Genomic DNA, 16,202 nt, shown 5'->3' with positions numbered 1-16,202 from the left:
CGTGACCTCATTCCAGAGTGATTTCTTCACCGGATGAGGACACGGCGGCCGAGAGCGATTAACTCCCCGCTGCCGAGCCCTGCGATTTCCAGACCGCCGATGGTGTTGCCCGCCCCCTCTACGACCTCGTTGTCGAGGGCGTCCACGTCAGTGCCGAGCAGGCCTACTCCCCCTGATAGCACGCTCAGCGACATTACGGTGACCTCGACACCCTGAGCCACCCGCTCGGATCCTCCGACAGCGTGCACCGCTCGGGTGAGCAGGGTGTTGTCGAGCCCAGCGATGGCCCGAGCCTCCGTCATGACGCGGCCGCCCACAGTGCTGAACTTCTGGCCCAGCGTCAAAGCTTCGGTGCCCGTGCGCACAACCTCGACGCCCTGCACAACGCCCTTCCCTACCGCACCCACGCCAGGCAGCATGCCCAGCCCGTCCGCAACCACGCTCACCGTATTGGTGAAGAAGTCCGCGTCGAACTCCCCTTTCGTGATGCCATCCCAGATCGACGCCCGCACCGCCGGGTCGGCCAGCCGTGTGCCCAACGCGCCCGCGCTCAGGGCTGCCGCTGCCAGTAGCAGGATCGCCGTTGCCGTGCCGCCCGTCACGATCGTCAACGCCGCCAGCGCCACCACCCCCGCCGCGATGCTCAGGATGTCCGGGAGGTTTTCCGTGATCCAGGCTGCGGCCTTGGCGAAGAAGCCCGGTTCCTGGGGGGCCAGTTTGTCGGTGGCGTTGCGGATGTCGTCCGCTCGGGCCGCGGCCTCCGTTTCGTGTTCCCAGGCCAGGGTGCGCGCGCTGCGGAGGATGCGTTCGAGTTCGGCCTGGGCGTCGTCCACCGCCGTGTTGAGGCGGCGCAGCGTCGCTTCCGAGTCCGGGTCGTCTCCCGGTTTCCTGGCGCTCAGGTCCGGGCGGTCGCCCGTCCGGCTCGTGTGGGCGCCGGCTTCCTGCTTGGCCGCGCCCGCGCGGGACTCCGCCTCCTCCAGGACCCCCCGCGCCTCGCGGGCCCGGTCGTCGAGTTTCCGCGCGCGGCGCTGGAAGTCCCCGAGTTCCGTTTGCCAGCGGTCGAGTTGCCTGGCGGCCTTCCTGATGGAGTGCGCGGCGTTCTTGAGGTTCAGGGGGAGCGGGCCGTCCTCCAACTGCTGCCGGAAGGCGACGGCCGCGTCGCCCTTCCAGTAACTGCCGTCCATCAGCTTGGTGATCATGTCGCGGGTCTCTTCCAGCACCTTCGCGCACTTGATCAGCTTGGCGTGCAGGGCGCGGACGGTGTCCGTGCTCCCCGGGGCGGGGTTGAAGCCCAGGTGCGGGTACCGGTCGGGGACCGTGCCCGGCTGGAGGCCCTGGGGCCGGATGAAGCTCCAGTCGTCCCTGGGCGGCGGTAAGGCGAAGGGCTTCTCGCCCGGTTTCGGCGGGCCGCCTAAGCCGGGGGTGCCGTCGTTCGTCATGTGCCGCCTCCCTGGGCAGACTTCGCCAGGTTCTCCTCCAGGGCCTTGTCGACCTCGGCGTAGCTCTCCTTGCTGTCCCCGACGATCTCCGCCAGTTCCTCTACCTGTTCGCCGATCTGTCCGGTCCCGTACTTCCAGTCGTCCTGGAAGTCCTGGCACGCGTCATCGAGATCGTCCGTACCCAGTCCGCTGATGGTGGAGTCGCGCAGGGCCCTGTGGACTCCTTCGAGTGACCGCACCGAGCGCTTCAGCAAGCGCATGAAGCGCTCTAATTCGTCGCCGTCGACTGCGAGTCGGTCCGCCAATCTGTCCCTCCGCACGTGTCGTCACCGGGATGCGCACGCATCGTAGCGGTGCGTGGTGACTCGTGTGCGAAGGGTGTGGACAACGTGGCGACTTCACGCCTTGCCGGCGCCTTTCGCCAGGTACGCCAGCAGGTCCGTGCGCGACACCACGCCCGTCGGCTTGCCCTCCACCAGCACCACCGCCGCGTCCGCGCGCTCCAGGACCGCGACCAGGTCCGCCACCGGTTCGCCCGAGCCGACCTGCGGGAGCGGGGGGCACATGTGCTGTTCCAGGGGGTGGTCGAGTTCGGCCTTGTGGGTGAAGAGGGCGTCCAGCAGCTCCCGTTCCACGATCGAGCCGACGACCTCCGCCGCCATCACGTCCGGGTGGCCCGCCCCGGGCTTGACGACCGGCATCTGCGAGACGCCGTACTCCCGCAGCACCTCGATCGCCTCGCCCACCGTCTCCTCCGGGTGCATGTGCACCAGCGAGGGCATGCTGCCCTCCTTGTCCCGCAGCACGTCGGCGACGCTCGCGGCGCCGGCCTCCTCCATGAAGCCGTAGTCCGCCATCCAGTCGTCGTTGAAGATCTTCGACAGGTAGCCGCGGCCGCTGTCCGGGAGCAGGACGACGACCACGCCGTTCTCGTCCAGCCGCTCCGCCACCCGCAGAGCCGCGACCACCGCCATCCCGCAGGAGCCGCCGACGAGCAGGCCCTCCTCGCGGGCCAGCCGGCGGGTCATGCGGAAGGAGTCCTTGTCGGAGACGGCGACGATCTCGTCGGCGACTCCGCGGTCGTACGCGTCCGGCCAGAAGTCCTCGCCGACGCCCTCGACCAGGTACGGGCGGCCCGAGCCGCCGGAGTACACCGAGCCCTCCGGGTCCGCGCCGACGATCTGCACGGCGCCGTCGGAGACTTCCTTCAGATACCGGCCGGTGCCGGAGATCGTGCCGCCGGTGCCGATGCCCGCGACGAAGTGGGTGATGCGGCCTTCGGTCTGCGTCCACAGCTCGGGGCCCGTGGAGTGGTAGTGGGACGCCGGGTTGTCCGGGTTGCTGTACTGGTCGGGCTTCCAGGCGCCGGGGGTCTCGCGGACCAGGCGGTCGGAGACGTTGTAGTACGAGTCGGGGTGCTCCGGGTCGACGGCCGTCGGGCAGACGACGACCTCCGCGCCGTACGCCCGCAGCACGTTGATCTTGTCGGTGGACACCTTGTCAGGGCAGACGAAGATGCACTTGTAGCCCTTCTGCTGGGCCACCATCGCCAGACCCACGCCGGTGTTCCCCGAGGTCGGCTCGACGATCGTGCCGCCCGGCCGCAGCGCGCCCGAGCGCTCGGCGGCCTCGATCATGCGCAGCGCGATGCGGTCCTTCACCGAGCCGCCGGGGTTGAAGTACTCGACCTTCGCCAGCACCGTCGCCCGGATGCCCTGGGTCACGCGGCCCAGCCTGACCAGGGGCGTGTTGCCCACCAGGTCGGTGATCGACTCGTGATACTGCACCGCTCACTCCAGGGTCCGTGGCTCTCGGGGCGAGCCCAGCGTACGGCTTCCGCCGCGGGTGATTGAGCCGGGCACAAGGCCGGGCAACAAAGTGTTAGCACGCGCGTAGACCGCGCCGGGCGGCGGGTGCCCGCGCGCCGCCGCGGACCGGAGGGGGAGACGGCGTAGGACAGAGAAGGGGAGGGGACCGACAGCGGACAGAATTGGCGCAAAGGGTGGAAAAAGGGACAGGGGCGGCGACGGTTCGGACACGGTCGTACGGACCTGGCGGCAGCGGTACGTACGGACACGCGCGGCCGGCACACGGGGGCCGGCGCGGAACGGAGAGGCGATGTCGATGACCAGGGCGAGGGCGGCACGCCGGATCGCCGCGGCGGCGGCGTACGGCGGCGGGGGCATCGGCCTGCTCGGCGGTGCGACGCTGGGGGTGCTGGTCGCGGAGGTGCACCTGGCACGGCGCCGGGTGGGCGGCAGCGACGAGGAGCCGCCGCGGGCCGACGGGCGGTACGGGGCGTCCTTCGGTCGCAGACGCGGCGTGCGGCCGGTGCTGCTGGCGTTCCTCGGCGACTCCACCGCAGCCGGCCAGGGTGTCTACCGCCCCCGGCAGACGCCGGGGGCGCTGCTTGCCTCCGGCCTCGCGGCGGTCGCCGAACGGCCGGTGGACCTGCGCAACGTGGCGCTCTCCGGGGCGCAGTCCGACGACCTCGACCGGCAGGTGACTCTGCTGCTGGACGAGGAGGGGCTGCGGCCCGACGTCGCGGTCATCATGGTCGGCGCCAACGACGTCACCCACCGGGTGCCCCCCGCGGTGTCGGTGCGCTGCCTGTCGGACGCCGTCGCGCGGCTGCGCGACGCCGGTACGGAGGTCGTCGTCGGCACCTGCCCGGACCTCGGCACCATCGAGCCGGTGCAGCAGCCGCTGCGCTGGCTGGCCCGCCGGCTGAGCCGGCAGCTCGCCGCGGCGCAGACCATCGCCGTGCTCGACCGCGGCGGGCGCACGGTGTCGCTGGGCACGCTGCTGGGGCCGGAGTTCGCGGCCAACCCGCGCGAGCTGTTCGGGCCCGACAACTACCACCCCTCGGCGGAGGGCTACGCCACCGCCGCGATGGCCCTGCTGCCCACCCTCTCCGCGGCGCTGGGCCTGTGGCCGGCGGAGGAGGAGCGCCCGGACGTCCGCCGCGACGAGGGCTACCTGCCCGTGGCCAAGGCCGCGGCCCAGGCGGCGGGCGAGAGCGGCACGGAGGTCGCACCGGCGGGGCCGGCGGGCGGCCGCGGGCCGTGGGCGCTGCTGAAGCACCGGCGCAGGCGGCGGGTGGCGGAGTCGGAGACGGACGCGGAGCAGACGGCCGTGGGGGAGCGGGGGTAGCGGGTAGGGGGCGTGCGGGGCGGGCGCATGCCCTGCGGCCCGTAGGGCACGCGTTTCGCGTACGGGACGCGTTTCGCGTGCGGGACGGGCGTCGAGTACGGGACGGGCCTCGCGTACGGCGCCTCGCGTCCGGCGCGCGCCTCGCGGCCGGCGCCGGCCGTGCGTCTCCGCGCCCGTACGCCTCAGTCCAGGAACAGTCCCCGCTCCGCCGCCCGCGCGTCGAACTCCTCCAGCCGCGCCTGCGCCTCCGGCAGCGCGTCGCACATCGCCTCCAGCAGTACCCGCCCCAGCAGCATCGGCCCGCACGCCGTGTCGAACGACAGCCCCGTGCCCACCGCCGCCGGCAGCAGCACGTCGCTGTCCTGCGCGACCGGCGTGAACGAGCTGTCCGCCACCGTGACCACCGTCAGCCCGGTCGCCCGCGCCGTGCGCAGCGCGTCCGACAGCTCCCGCGGGTGTCGCGGCAGCGCGAAGCAGAGCAGCGCCGTGGCGCCGGCGCGGGCGGCGGCGTCGACCCGGTCGTCGAGCATCGAGCCGGCCTCGTCGAGCACCCGGATGTCGGGGTGGACCTTCGCCGCGAAGTACGCGAAGCCGCGCGCCTGCGCCGCGGCGGCGCGCAGGCCCAGCACGGGCAGCGGCCGGGAGGCGGCGAGCAGCCGGCCTGCGTCCTCGACGGGGGCGGGGTCGGCGAGGAGCGCGGCGAGATTGCGCAGGTTCTCGATCTCGGCCTGCACGGCCTGCTGGTACTCGTTCCGCTCCGTCCGCCCCGACGGCTCGCCGAGCCCCGCCTCGCGCAGCGCGCGGCGCAGCGCCGGGTACCCGTCGAAGCCGAGGGCGACGGCGAAGCGGGTCACGGACGGCTGGCTCACCCCGGCCAACTCGGCCAGCTCCACGCTGGACAGGAACGGTGCGTCGGCCGCCCTGCGCACCATGCAGTGCGCGATACGGCGCTGGGTCGGCGTCAGCCGGCGCCCCTCGAAGAGCTTCTGCAGCCTGGCGCCCGCGTCGGCGGAGACCATCCCACCTCCGGATCCGATGTCCTATTCACTGCACGACGACTCTGCATGACCGTATGCACGACGGCAAGGGCGCACCGGAACGAATTGGGGGGGTAGCACTACTGCACCCGGACGCGCGGCCTCGTACCGTACGGGGTATGAGTGCGCGGGACCCGGAGATCAAGAGTGAACTCGATGCCACCCTGCAGACCCGCAGGGACCTCGGCCCCGAGTACGAGGAAGAGCTGATCGAGGGCTTCCTCGAGAAGGTGCAGCAGCGGATGGACGGAACGTTCGACACCCGGCTCCGCCGCCAGCTCGCCGAGCAGCAGATGCAGGTCGCGCGGGGCACGCAGCCGGGCGCGAGCTCGCCGGAGGGCACGTTCGGCGAGCGGTTCGGCTTCGCCGCCGTGTCGATGGTGCTGGCGATTCCGCTGTCGGCGATCGGCGTGGTCAACGAGGGGCTGGCCGGGCTGCTGGTGACGTGGGGCGGCATCGTCGGCGTGAACGCGGTGCACGCCGCGGGCCTCTTCCGCCGCCGTCGGGCGGAGAAGGACAAGTCCGACTGGGACTGACGCGGCTGCCGGGGCGGTTGCGGCCGTGCCGGTCGCGGCAGGCTGCCGCAGGGGCCTCGGCTTGTATGAACCTGCGCGGGTGGCGGCGTTGACCGGGGTGGCGGCGGACCGTAGCGTACGGTCAGAAATTTTCGGCATTGATCTCGAAATATTTCGCCGTCTCGCCCCGGGAGCCGCAGATGCCCCAGCCCGCGTACCGACGCCCCCGTGACCGCCGCGCCGCCGTGTATCCGTACCTCGCCGCCGCGCTCGTCGTGGCCCTCGTCGCGGCCGTGGCGGTGGCGGCGAACGTGCTACGCGGCCCCGCCCCCGCCGCCGCCGGGACCCCCGCGGCGGCGCCCGCGGCTCCCGGCGGGCCCGCGCAGTGGGTCGCCTCCTGGACCTCGATGCCCCAGCTCACCGAGCCGGCGAACATGCCGCCCCCGCCGTTCACCCAGGACGACGGCGTGCTGCGCGACGCCACCCTGCGCCAGACCGTGCGCCTCGCCGTGCCCGGCGAACGGCTCCGGTTCCGCTTCTCCAACGCCTTCGGCGGCGCCGAACTGCCGATCACCCGCGCCGCCGTCGCCCTCCCCGCCGGCGGCCGGGCCGGCGTCGACGGCATCGTGCCGGGCAGCTCGCGCCCGCTGACGTTCGGCGGCCGGACGGGCGCGACGGTCCCCGTCGGCGCGCAGGTCGTCTCCGACCCCGTACGCCTGGATGCCGCCCCCGGCGCCAACCTGACCGTGACCCTCTACCTCGCCGACGGCCAGGCGTCCACCGCCGTCACCTCGCACCCGGGCTCGCGCACCACCTCGTACCTGCTGGCCGGCGACCACACCGGCGCCGCCGCGCTGCCCGGCGCGACGGCCACCGACCACTGGTACTTCCTCAGCGGCGTCGAGGCCCAGGCCCCCGCTCGCACCCGTTCCGCCGTCGTCCTCGGCGACTCCCTCAGCGACGGCCGCGGCTCCACCACCAACGGCAACGACCGCTGGCCCGACGTGCTCAACGACCGGCTGCGCGGGCCCGGCGTCCCGCCCGTCGCCGTCGTCAACCAGGCCGCCGGCGGCAACCGCGTCCTCGACGACGGCCTCGGCCCCAACGCCCTCGCCCGGCTCGACCGCGACGTGCTCGCGGTGAGCGGGGCGCGCTGGCTGCTGGTCTTCGAGGGCATCAACGACATCGGCACGGCGCCGGCCACCGAGGCCGCGCAGCGCGCCACCGGGGACGAACTCCTCGCCGCGTACGACCAGATCGTCACGCGCGCGCACGCGCAGGGCATCCGCGTCTACGGGGCCACGCTCACGCCGTTCGGCGGCAGCACGCCGTACGACGACCCGGCGGGGCTGCGCGAGGCGACGCGGCAGCGGGTGAACGACTGGATCCGCAGCAGCGGGCGCTTCGACGCCGTCGTGGACTTCGACGCGGCCACCCGCGACCCCGCGCACCCCCGCGCGCTGCTGCCCGCCCTCGACACCGGCGACCACCTCCACCTCAACCCCGAGGGTTACGCGCTCCTGGCCCGCACGGTCCCGCTGCACCTCTTCCGCTGACGTTGTTTCTACGCGTTCACGGTGATATGGGCGACGAAACGGATTAGCCGCCGGGCGGCCGCAACTACGCGGCTAATGCGGAACGTTGTTTTTCACTTAACGCCGGGTAATTCGTGTGCCGCTGAAATTCCACGTGCGCGGTGGGCGCCGGTGGCAAGAGACGGGATTTTCCGGTACGCGAATACCACTCGCCGCCGCGCACCCGGCGCACCCGCGCACCCCGCCCACGCGCGCACCCCCGCGCTCCGGGCCCGCCGCGGTCAGACGGTGGCGGGCGAGCCCCGGCGTACGCCCCCGCCCGGCAGGGCGTCGCCGGCGGCGATGCCCGTACGGAGGTACGCGGCACCCGAACCGCCCGTTCCGGCGCCGCGGGCGGTGACCGCGTCGACCGGCAGCCACAGCAGCGCCTCCTGCTCCCGCTCCCAGCGGCCGAGCCACGCGGCCTTCGCCCGCAGCCCCGCACCGGCTCCGGCCAGCGCCAACCCGCCGGCGACCGGCATCGCCGCCGCCGAGCCCGCCGCGACGGCGAACGCCGCCGCCAGCCACCACCGGCGCGCCCGCCGCCATGTCCGTACGGTCACCGCACGGTCCTGCAACACCGCGCCGCGGCCCGCCCGTTGGGCCTTTCGCGCCTGCGTCAGGAGGCGCCCGCGGCGGACCGCCCAGACCGCGGGGGCGACGGCGAGGAAGAGCGCCGCTCCCGCGTAGAGTCCGATCCACTGACCGGTCAGCCCGTCCTGCCAGGCCCCCGCCGCCGCGGCGGCGATACCCAGCCACCACAGCGGCGCCGCGCCCGCGCGCACGACGACCGCCGCCCGCGCCAGCGTCACCGTTCCGCGTGCCACTTCCGCTCCTCCCGTTGGGGTCCTCGACCGCGTAGCGCGCGAGGCTACCTGCGGATTCTGAGGAGTGCATGAGAAGGGGACCGCCCGGCGCCGGGGGGCCGCAGTCGTCCGATCTGCGTCCCGCGGGATCCGGGTGAACGTTTCAGCACCGTGGCCGGTTCCAGACTGCCGGGGCGAGGCCGAAGGAGGTGTCAGCGGTGCCCCGGAGGGGCGGGGTCACCGTTGCTGACCAGCCGTCTTCGCAGGTCGACGACCTCTTGCCGGGAGGTGCCCGGAGCCGGACTTGAACCGGCACGGCCCGAAGGCCAGCGACTTTTAAGGTCGCCGTGTCTGCTTTCCACCATCCGGGCAGGACTCCCGGCCCGCACACGCTGCGTACGGACCACCGCATGGCGCGTAACCAGAGTAGCGGGGCGGATGGGCCGAACTGGCCATCTACGGACTGATGTTGGCTTGAATTAGGCCCGAGTTGTCGAAGAAGTCCTCGGATGAAATTCCACTTCCCTTATTGCCCCTCCGGGGGCCCTTGCCCCATGCCTTCGTCAGGGTGCGGGTCATCCCCGAGGAGGAGCCGGCGGCGGCCCGTGTACCTCCTCGGTCTCGCCCGGAACCGGAGCGCGGGCTGATCCGGGCGACCCATTCCGCAGCCACGATGGAGGGGACAGGTTGCACACCACCGTCCCGACAGGAGCCCACCGCCGTGACCACCACCATCCCCGGCGCCTCCGGCCCCGGTACCGCCTACGCCCGCGTGGCGGCGGCCGGCGCCACCGAGCTGACGAAGGTCTACGGCGAGGGCGAGACGAAGGTCGTCGCGCTCGACCGCGTCTCCGTCGAGTTCATGCAGGGCGAGTTCACCGCGATCATGGGGCCGTCCGGCTCCGGCAAGTCCACCCTCATGCACTGCATGGCCGGCCTCGACACCATCTCCGGCGGCTCCTCGCGTATCGGCGAGACCGAGCTGAACGGGCTGAAGGACAAGAAGCTCACCCAGCTCCGCCGCGACAAGGTCGGCTTCGTCTTCCAGGCGTTCAACCTGCTGCCGACGCTGAACGCGCTGGAGAACATCACGCTGCCCATGGACATCGCGGGCCGCAAGCCCGACGAGCAGTGGCTGCGGCAGGTGGTGGAGACCGTGGGCCTGTCCGGACGGCTCAAGCACCGCCCGAGCCAGCTCTCCGGCGGCCAGCAGCAGCGCGTCGCCGTGGCCCGGGCGCTGGCCGCCCGGCCCGAGATCATCTTCGCCGACGAGCCGACCGGCAACCTCGACTCCCGCTCCGGCGCCGAGGTGCTCGGCTTCCTGCGCAACTCCGTGCGCGAGCTGGGCCAGACGGTCGTCATGGTCACGCACGACCCGGTCGCCGCGGGATACGCGGACCGCGTGGTGTTCCTCGCCGACGGCCGCATCGTCGACGAGCTGCGCGACCCCACCTCCGAGCAGGTGCTGGACAAGATGCGGAGCCTTCCGGGGGGCGCAGCCCCGCAGACCCCCCAGGCTTCGACGCCAAGGGCCGGGTGAGCTGAGCCCCGCTCGCTGACCAGCAGGCCGCCCGCTACCGGCTTTCCACCACAGGACCCCATATGCTTCGCACCGCCTTGCGCAACGTGTTCGCGCACAAGGCCCGGTTGCTGATGACCGTGCTCGCCGTGATGCTCGGCGTGGCCTTCGTCTCCGGCACCCTGGTCTTCACCTCCACCATCTCCGACGCCTACACCAAGAGTTCGGAGCAGGGCTTCGACCACGTCGACGTACGCCTCCAGCCCGACGACGACGCCGACGAGGGCCGCCCGGGCGCGCCGCCGCCGCTCACGCAGGACCTGCTGGACGAGGCCGCGGCCCTGCCCGGCGTGAAGTCCGCCACCGGCAACGTCGCCGGTTTCGCCGCGCTCGCCGACAAGGACGGCGACCTCGTCGGCGACGGCTGGTCCACCAGCGGCGCCAACTACTACCCCGGCGACGGCGGCAGGGGCGAAGACCCCCGCTACCCGATGCGCGACGGCCGCGGGCCCGCGAACGCCAACGAGATCGCCATCGACGCCAGGACCGCCGAGCGCACCGGCTACGAGGTCGGCGACACCCCGCGGATGTCCGTCGACGGCCCCGTACTCGAACCGGTGATCACCGGCATCTTCACCACCGACGACGGCAACGTCGCCGCTGGCGGCAGCCTCGTGCTCTTCGACACCAAGACCGCGCAGGGCCTCTTCACCAAGCCCGGCGAGTACACCGAGATCGACCTCGCCGCCGCCCCCGGCACCTCCGAGAGGGACCTGCGGGCCGAGGCGCAGAAGATCCTCCCCGCCGAAGCCGAGGCGCTCACCGGCACCAAGCTCGCCGACGACCAGGCCCGGCAGATCGAGCAGGGCATGGACGGGCTCCGTACCGCCATGCTCGCCTTCGCCGGCATCGCGCTCTTCGTCGGCATCTTCCTCATCGCCAACACCTTCACCATGCTCGTCGCCCAGCGCACCAAGGAGCTGGCGCTGCTACGGGCCGTCGGCGCCAGCCGCCGCCAGGTGACCCGCTCCGTGCTCTTCGAGGCCACCGCCGTCGGCGCCGCCGCGGCCCTGACCGGCCTCGCCGCGGGGGTGGGCATCGGCGCCGGGCTGCGCTCGCTGATGAGCGCCACCGGCGAGACCGTGCCCGACGGGCCGCTGGTCGTCTCGCCCGCGACGGTCGTGATCTCGCTCGTCGTCGGCATCGTCGTCACCGTGCTCGCCGCCTGGCTGCCCGCCCGCCGGGCCGCGAAGATCCCGCCGGTCGCGGCGATGAGCAGCCTGCACGCCCAGGCGTCCACCCGCAGCCTCGTCGTACGCAACATCATCGGCGCGCTCATCGGGGGCGTCGGCGCCGTCATGGTCGTCGCGGGCACCACCGCGAGCGACGGCAAGGCGCTCATGGGCATCGGCGCCGCGGTGCTGCTGATCGGCATCTTCGTGCTGACGCCGCTGCTCTCCCGCCCGGTGATCGCACTCGGCGCCCCGCTGCTGCGGGTGTTCGGGGTCTCCGGCAAGCTCGCCCGGCAGAACGCCGTACGCAACCCGCGGCGCACCGCCGCCACCGCCTCCGCGCTGATGATCGGGCTCACCCTCATCACCAGCCTGACGGTGATCGCGGGCGGCGTCGCGAACGCCATCGACAAGATGGCCACCGACGCCATGAAGGCCGACTACTCGGTCTCCATGACGAACTTCACCCCGCTGAACCCGGAGGTCGGGGAGAAGCTCGCCGGCCTCGACGAGGTCACCGCCGCCTCCCCGCTGCGCACGGTCCCCGTCGACATCGGCGGCGACGACGAGGACCTCACCGGCGTCAACGGCGAGACCGTCGGCAAGCTCGTCGAGCTGGACTTCGAGCAGGGCTCGTTCGCCGGCCTCGCCGAGGGCGTCCCGGCCGGCGGCGGCCCCGCCAAGGCGATCGTCGACACCGACACCGCCGAGGACGAGGGCTGGAAGATGGGCGACACCGTCCAGGTCACGTACCAGGACGGGGCCGAGGGCGAGCTGACCGTCTCCGGCCTCTACAAGGGCAACGAGATGCTCAGCGGCATCATGCTCGACACCTCGGTCGTCAACCCGCACCTCGACCGGATCACCGACTTCGAGGTCTGGGTGAAGACCGCGGGCGGCGAGAGCGACGCCATGAAGGACAAGCTGGAGGCGGCCCTCGGCGACAACCCGGCCATCGCGGTGATGGACGAGGAGGACGTCTCGGAACTGGTCGCCGGGCTCATCAGCATGATGCTCAACGTGCTCTACGCCATGCTCGGCATGGCCGTCCTGGTCGCGGTCCTCGGCGTCATCAACACGCTGGCCATGTCGGTCTTCGAGCGCTCGCAGGAGATCGGCATGCTGCGCGCCATCGGCCTCGACCGGCGCGCGGTGAAGCGGATGGTCCGGCTGGAGTCGCTGGTCATCTCGCTCTTCGGCGGGGTGCTCGGCATCGGGCTCGGGGTCTTCCTCGGCTGGGCCGCGGGTGAGTTGATCGCCAGCTCGATCGACACGTACTCGCTGGTGCTGCCGTGGGAGCGGATGGGCTACTTCATCCTCGGCGCGGCGCTGGTCGGCATGCTCGCGGCGCTCTGGCCGGCCCGCAGGGCGTCGCGGCTCAACATGCTCGCCGCCATCAAGAGCGAGTAGAGAGCGAGTAGAGAGCGAGGAGAGCGAGGAGAGCGAGAAGGAGGCCACGGGGGAACGGGGCCCGCGAGGAGGGATCGCCCTCCCGCGGGCCCTTGAACGTGCCGTGGTGTGCTCTCGTGGTGCGCGGAGTCCCCTCCTAGAGCAGTTTGCGCGCGGCCCGCCTCAGGTCGTACTCGTGGATGATCGCTTTGGCGTGGCCGTACGCCAGGTTGTGCTCGCCACGGAGCCAGCTCACTTTCTCCTCGAAGCGGAGGAGACAGGGACCGTCTTCGACGGTCTGCAACCAGTCGGAGACTTCACGGCCGGTGCAGTGGGGGATGCGGGAGAGCAGGTTCCGGTGGGTTTCTGCGGAGAAGACTTGGGACATCGGCGCCTCCGGTATGCAGTCCTTCTCAGCACCGTGCCTGAGGGCGCGCCGATTGACAACCGTCTGGAACGGGACGGCTCGAACCGCCCGGTGGCTACCGGCGGGTTAAGCTCGGCTCGTGCTCGACGTCCTCGACTTCGTGACCGCGGTCGACCGGATCGCCGACCGGCTGCGGTCGCTGCCGCAGAGCCGGCTGCGCGCGGGGGCGGCCGCCGCCGGGCTCGCGCTGGCGCGCGAGCTGTCCGCGCGTGCGCAGCGGCTGGAGGCGCCGGAGCGGACGCCGTACGAGATGCCGGCGGCGGGGGAGTTCGCGGTGGGGGACCAGGTGGCGGTCGCGGGCCGGGATCTGGCGGAGGCGCTGCGGGCGGCGGGGGACGCCGAGGGGCTCGCGGAGGCGCTGGCGGTGGTGAGGGGCGTACGGCTGTGAACGGGGCGCTCTGACGGGCTTGTACGGGCTCTGCGGGCCCGCCCCCGTACGCGTCTCGGCCCGTACGGCTCAGAGGGAGGCGATGACGCGGTCCGCGAGGATGTAGACGCTCTCGCCCGCGCAGTCGAAGGTCAGCGCGAACGCCCCGCTGATCGCCGAACCGCCCAGCAGTACCGGCTCCGTGCCCCCGTCGAGGGCCTCGGCGAGGCGCTCCGCGGTGTCGCGGTGGCCCGGGGAGAGGCAGAGCGTGGTGCCGTCGGCGAAGACGTAGACGTCAAGGGTGCCGAGCGGGCCCAGCCGCACGTCGGTCAGCGGCGTACGGCCCGCGGCCAGGTCCTCCAGCCGGTTCACGGTGCGCTCGTGGTCGGCGACGGCGGGCTGGGGGCGGAAGTCGGGGTGCGAGGGGTGGCGGCGGCGGGCGGCGGCCAGCTCGGCGGACTCGCCCTCGGCGGGCGGTGCGTCGGCGGCGGCGACGTCGTCCGGTTCGGCGGGTTCGGTGCGCTCCAGCCGGTCCACGGGGTCCATCCGGTCCAGCCGGTCCATCGGGTCGAGCAGCGGCTCGAAGCCGGCGAAGTCGGCCTGGCGCGGTATGAACACCTCGCCGCCGAAGTCGACGGGGTCGCCCGGGAAGGGGGTCGCGTCGATGCTGTCGCGGGCCTCCTGCTCGGCCCAGAACGCCCGGGCCTCGGCCAGCTCGCGCTCCCGCTCGTCGGCGAGCGCCTGGGCGACGGCGATACGTATCTCCGCCGCCGGTACGGGCCGGGCGGCCGGCACCGCCGCCTCGTCCGCGGCCTCCGCCGCGCTCTCCTTCGCCTGCTTCGGGACGGCCTGCGCCCGTTCCCCGGCGTCCTGCGTCGCGGCCCGCGCGGTCAGCTCGGCACGGAGCGTGACGACCTCGCGCCGCAGCCCGCTCACCGCGCGCAGCACGGCGGCGCCGAGCAGCGCGGCGGGGGTGGCGGCCAGCAGGACGGCGAAGTTGGTGGCGCTCACTGTCGGACTCCCGATTGCTGTAGGACCCCCATGTTCTACCTCAGCCTGCCGGAGCGCAGAACCCCACCCCTAGCGGAAAATGGCATGAATAGGACGGGCCTTTGGTCCCACCGCCGCATGACGGGGCGCGGAACGCGCCCCGTACGCCCCCGCGCCAGGCTCCGTACCGGCTCAGCCGCGCGGTGTCTCCCGTCGCGCTGAGCTTCGCTTCCGCTCCGGGCGGGTCCTGCCCCTCGTTCCTCGGGACGGCCCCCACCCTCCGCTGCAGCTCAGCTCAGCCGCTCCAGCACCATCGCCATCCCCTGCCCGCCGCCGACGCACATCGTCTCCAGGCCGAACTGCTTGTCGTGCCACTGCAGGGAGTTGATGAGCGTCGTCGTGATCCGCGCGCCCGTCATGCCGAAGGGGTGGCCGACGGCGATGGCGCCGCCGTTGACGTTCAGCCGGTCCAGGTCGATGCCCAGATCCCGGTACGAGGGGATGACCTGCGCGGCGAACGCCTCGTTGATCTCCACCAGGTCGATGTCGCCGATCGCCATCCCGGCCCGCGCGAGCGCCTGCCTGCTCGCCTCCACCGGGCCCAGGCCCATGATCTCCGGCGACAGTGCGGAGAGACCGGTCGAGACGATCCGCGCCAGCGGGGTGAGACCCAGCTCACGCGCCTTGGTGTCGGACATCACGACGACCGCCGCGGCGCCGTCGTTGAGCGGGCAGCAGTTGCCGGCGGTGACCCGCCCGTCCGGACGGAACACCGGCTTCAGCCCCGCGACCCCCTCCATCGTCACACCGGGCCGCGGGCCGTCGTCCTTGGTCACCACCGTGCCGTCGGGGGTGGTGACCGGCGTGATCTCGCGCTCCCAGAAGCCCGCGGCGATGGCCTTCTCCGCAAGGTTCTGCGACCGCACGCCGAACTCGTCCATGTCCTGCCGCGTGACGCCCTTCGCCCGGGCCAGGTTCTCCGCGGTCTGCCCCATGGCGATGTAGACGTCCGGCACGAGGCCGTCCGCGCGCGGGTCGTGCCAGCCTCCGCCCTCGAAAGCCGACCCCTTCTCCTGCCGTTCCGCGGTACGGGCCTCGGCCTCGGCGAAGAAGGGGTTGTGCGTGCCGGGCATCCCGTCGGAGGAACCGTTGACGAACCGCGAGACCGTCTCCACGCCCGCCGAGACGAACACGTCGCCCTCGCCGGCCTTGATGGCGTGGAACGCCATCCGCGTGGTCTGCAGCGAGGAGGAGCAGTAGCGGGTGACGGTGCAGCCGGGGAGGTGGTCCATGCCGAGCTGCACGGCGACCACCCGGCCCAGGTTGTGCCCCTGCTCACCGCCGGGCAGGCCGCAGCCGAGCATGAGGTCGTCGATGTCCCCGGGGTCGAGCCCCGGCACCTTGTCGAGGGCGGCCCGGACGATCCCCGCGGTCAGGTCGTCGGGGCGGACGTCCTTGAGCGAGCCCTTCCCGGCCCGGCCGATCGGGGAGCGGGCGGCAGAGACGATCACGGCTTCGGGCATCACGGCTCCCAGGGGACGCGGAGGGCAGGGTCCTGGGCTGAAGTTACCCGTACGTAGCGAGGGGGTCACGGTTCTCGCGCTGTGACGCGGACCTCAATTTCTGAGCGCTTGCTTACCCGGAAGAGGGAAAGTCCGGGAAAAGCCTTGTGAAAGATCCTCCTGAGGTACTGGCGCGATGTCTTTGCCTACCCATTACTCTTGTCCCAAGGCCGCGCAGTGCGGCCACGGAGG

14 protein-coding genes and 1 tRNA gene are annotated in these 16,202 nt (G+C 72.5%); 6 read left to right on the top strand and 9 right to left on the bottom strand.

Going from position 1 to position 16,202, the window contains the following annotated elements; translation table 11 throughout:
- Positions 1–26 precede the first annotated feature (26 nt).
- From FB457_RS33025 to FB457_RS33015, 3 genes are all read right to left on the bottom strand, one after another.
- On the bottom strand, positions 27–1,439 hold the full coding sequence (locus FB457_RS33025) for a putative T7SS-secreted protein (protein WP_145784255.1): 1,413 nt from the start codon (positions 1,437–1,439) through the stop codon (positions 27–29).
- Positions 1,436–1,699 (bottom strand): hypothetical protein, encoded by a 264-nt coding sequence (locus tag FB457_RS33020; protein ID WP_486589226.1) that lies wholly within the window; start codon positions 1,697–1,699, stop codon positions 1,436–1,438. The genes FB457_RS33025 and FB457_RS33020 overlap by 4 nt, the downstream gene beginning before the upstream one ends.
- A gap of 138 nt (positions 1,700–1,837) precedes the next feature.
- The gene (locus FB457_RS33015) at positions 1,838–3,226 is read right to left on the bottom strand and encodes a cystathionine beta-synthase (RefSeq protein WP_047016116.1); all 1,389 of its coding nucleotides are present in this window, start codon (positions 3,224–3,226) and stop codon (positions 1,838–1,840) included.
- 331 nt (positions 3,227–3,557) lie between these two features.
- Here FB457_RS33015 and FB457_RS33010 point away from each other — a divergent pair, with 331 nt between their 5' ends.
- The gene (locus FB457_RS33010) at positions 3,558–4,592 is read left to right on the top strand and encodes an SGNH/GDSL hydrolase family protein (RefSeq protein ID WP_047016115.1); all 1,035 of its coding nucleotides are present in this window, start codon (positions 3,558–3,560) and stop codon (positions 4,590–4,592) included.
- A 182-nt stretch (positions 4,593–4,774) separates the two neighbouring features.
- Here the strand turns inward: FB457_RS33010 and FB457_RS33005 are convergent, their stop codons facing one another.
- Positions 4,775–5,611: a MurR/RpiR family transcriptional regulator gene (locus FB457_RS33005; RefSeq protein ID WP_047016114.1), complete on the bottom strand. Its 837-nt coding sequence runs from the start codon at positions 5,609–5,611 to the stop codon at positions 4,775–4,777.
- A 137-nt stretch (positions 5,612–5,748) separates the two neighbouring features.
- Here FB457_RS33005 and FB457_RS33000 point away from each other — a divergent pair, with 137 nt between their 5' ends.
- Both FB457_RS33000 and FB457_RS32995 read left to right on the top strand, forming a co-directional pair.
- A complete protein-coding gene (locus FB457_RS33000; protein ID WP_145784253.1) occupies positions 5,749–6,165 on the top strand; it encodes a hypothetical protein in 417 nt (138 codons plus the stop codon).
- 179 nt (positions 6,166–6,344) lie between these two features.
- Complete coding sequence (locus FB457_RS32995; RefSeq protein ID WP_145784274.1) at positions 6,345–7,700, top strand: SGNH/GDSL hydrolase family protein; 1,356 nt, start codon at positions 6,345–6,347, stop codon at positions 7,698–7,700.
- Positions 7,701–7,960: 260 nt separating this feature from the next.
- Here the strand turns inward: FB457_RS32995 and FB457_RS32990 are convergent, their stop codons facing one another.
- A complete protein-coding gene (locus tag FB457_RS32990; RefSeq protein ID WP_047016111.1) occupies positions 7,961–8,545 on the bottom strand; it encodes a hypothetical protein in 585 nt (194 codons plus the stop codon).
- Positions 8,546–8,813: 268 nt separating this feature from the next.
- Positions 8,814–8,895: transfer RNA gene (locus tag FB457_RS32985), tRNA-Leu, on the bottom strand.
- Positions 8,896–9,245: 350 nt separating this feature from the next.
- On the opposite strand from FB457_RS32985, the gene FB457_RS32980 reads away from it, so the two are divergent.
- The gene (locus tag FB457_RS32980; RefSeq protein ID WP_047016110.1) at positions 9,246–10,064 is read left to right on the top strand and encodes an ABC transporter ATP-binding protein; all 819 of its coding nucleotides are present in this window, start codon (positions 9,246–9,248) and stop codon (positions 10,062–10,064) included.
- Between the two features lie 62 nt (positions 10,065–10,126).
- Entirely contained in the window at positions 10,127–12,685 is a 2,559-nt protein-coding gene (locus FB457_RS32975) for an ABC transporter permease (protein ID WP_047016109.1), read from the top strand.
- A 136-nt stretch (positions 12,686–12,821) separates the two neighbouring features.
- Here FB457_RS32975 and FB457_RS32970 read toward each other — a convergent pair whose 3' ends face one another.
- Positions 12,822–13,052 (bottom strand): DUF4287 domain-containing protein, encoded by a 231-nt coding sequence (locus FB457_RS32970; protein ID WP_047016108.1) that lies wholly within the window; start codon positions 13,050–13,052, stop codon positions 12,822–12,824.
- A 118-nt stretch (positions 13,053–13,170) separates the two neighbouring features.
- On the opposite strand from FB457_RS32970, the gene FB457_RS32965 reads away from it, so the two are divergent.
- Entirely contained in the window at positions 13,171–13,479 is a 309-nt protein-coding gene (locus tag FB457_RS32965; RefSeq protein ID WP_047016107.1) for a hypothetical protein, read from the top strand.
- Between the two features lie 69 nt (positions 13,480–13,548).
- Here FB457_RS32965 and FB457_RS32960 read toward each other — a convergent pair whose 3' ends face one another.
- Entirely contained in the window at positions 13,549–14,469 is a 921-nt protein-coding gene (locus FB457_RS32960) for a hypothetical protein (protein ID WP_047016106.1), read from the bottom strand.
- 269 nt (positions 14,470–14,738) lie between these two features.
- Complete coding sequence (locus tag FB457_RS32955) at positions 14,739–15,971, bottom strand: acetyl-CoA C-acetyltransferase (RefSeq protein WP_173534843.1); 1,233 nt, start codon at positions 15,969–15,971, stop codon at positions 14,739–14,741.
- Positions 15,972–16,202: the final 231 nt, after the last annotated feature.

This window comes from Streptomyces sp. CNZ287, from assembly GCF_007827615.1.
The sequence above is the reverse complement of the archived record's forward strand: the minus strand, read 5'-3'. Positions and strand labels throughout refer to the sequence as shown.

Excerpts from the sequence above, each read along its gene's own strand:
- FB457_RS32970 (WP_047016108.1), bottom strand. The coding sequence starts at position 13,052 with ATGTCCCAAGTCTTCTCCGCAGAAACCCACCGGAACCTGCTCTCCCGC.
- FB457_RS33005 (WP_047016114.1), bottom strand. The coding sequence starts at position 5,611 with ATGGTCTCCGCCGACGCGGGCGCCAGGCTGCAGAAGCTCTTCGAGGGG.
- FB457_RS32955 (WP_173534843.1), bottom strand. The coding sequence starts at position 15,971 with ATGCCCGAAGCCGTGATCGTCTCTGCCGCCCGCTCCCCGATCGGCCGG.
- FB457_RS33010 (WP_047016115.1), top strand. The coding sequence starts at position 3,558 with ATGTCGATGACCAGGGCGAGGGCGGCACGCCGGATCGCCGCGGCGGCG.
- FB457_RS33020 (WP_486589226.1), bottom strand. The coding sequence starts at position 1,699 with ATGCGCTTGCTGAAGCGCTCGGTGCGGTCACTCGAAGGAGTCCACAGG.
- FB457_RS32975 (WP_047016109.1), top strand. The coding sequence starts at position 10,127 with ATGCTTCGCACCGCCTTGCGCAACGTGTTCGCGCACAAGGCCCGGTTG.
- FB457_RS33000 (WP_145784253.1), top strand. The coding sequence starts at position 5,749 with ATGAGTGCGCGGGACCCGGAGATCAAGAGTGAACTCGATGCCACCCTG.
- FB457_RS32995 (WP_145784274.1), top strand. The coding sequence starts at position 6,345 with ATGCCCCAGCCCGCGTACCGACGCCCCCGTGACCGCCGCGCCGCCGTG.
- FB457_RS33025 (WP_145784255.1), bottom strand. The coding sequence starts at position 1,439 with ATGACGAACGACGGCACCCCCGGCTTAGGCGGCCCGCCGAAACCGGGC.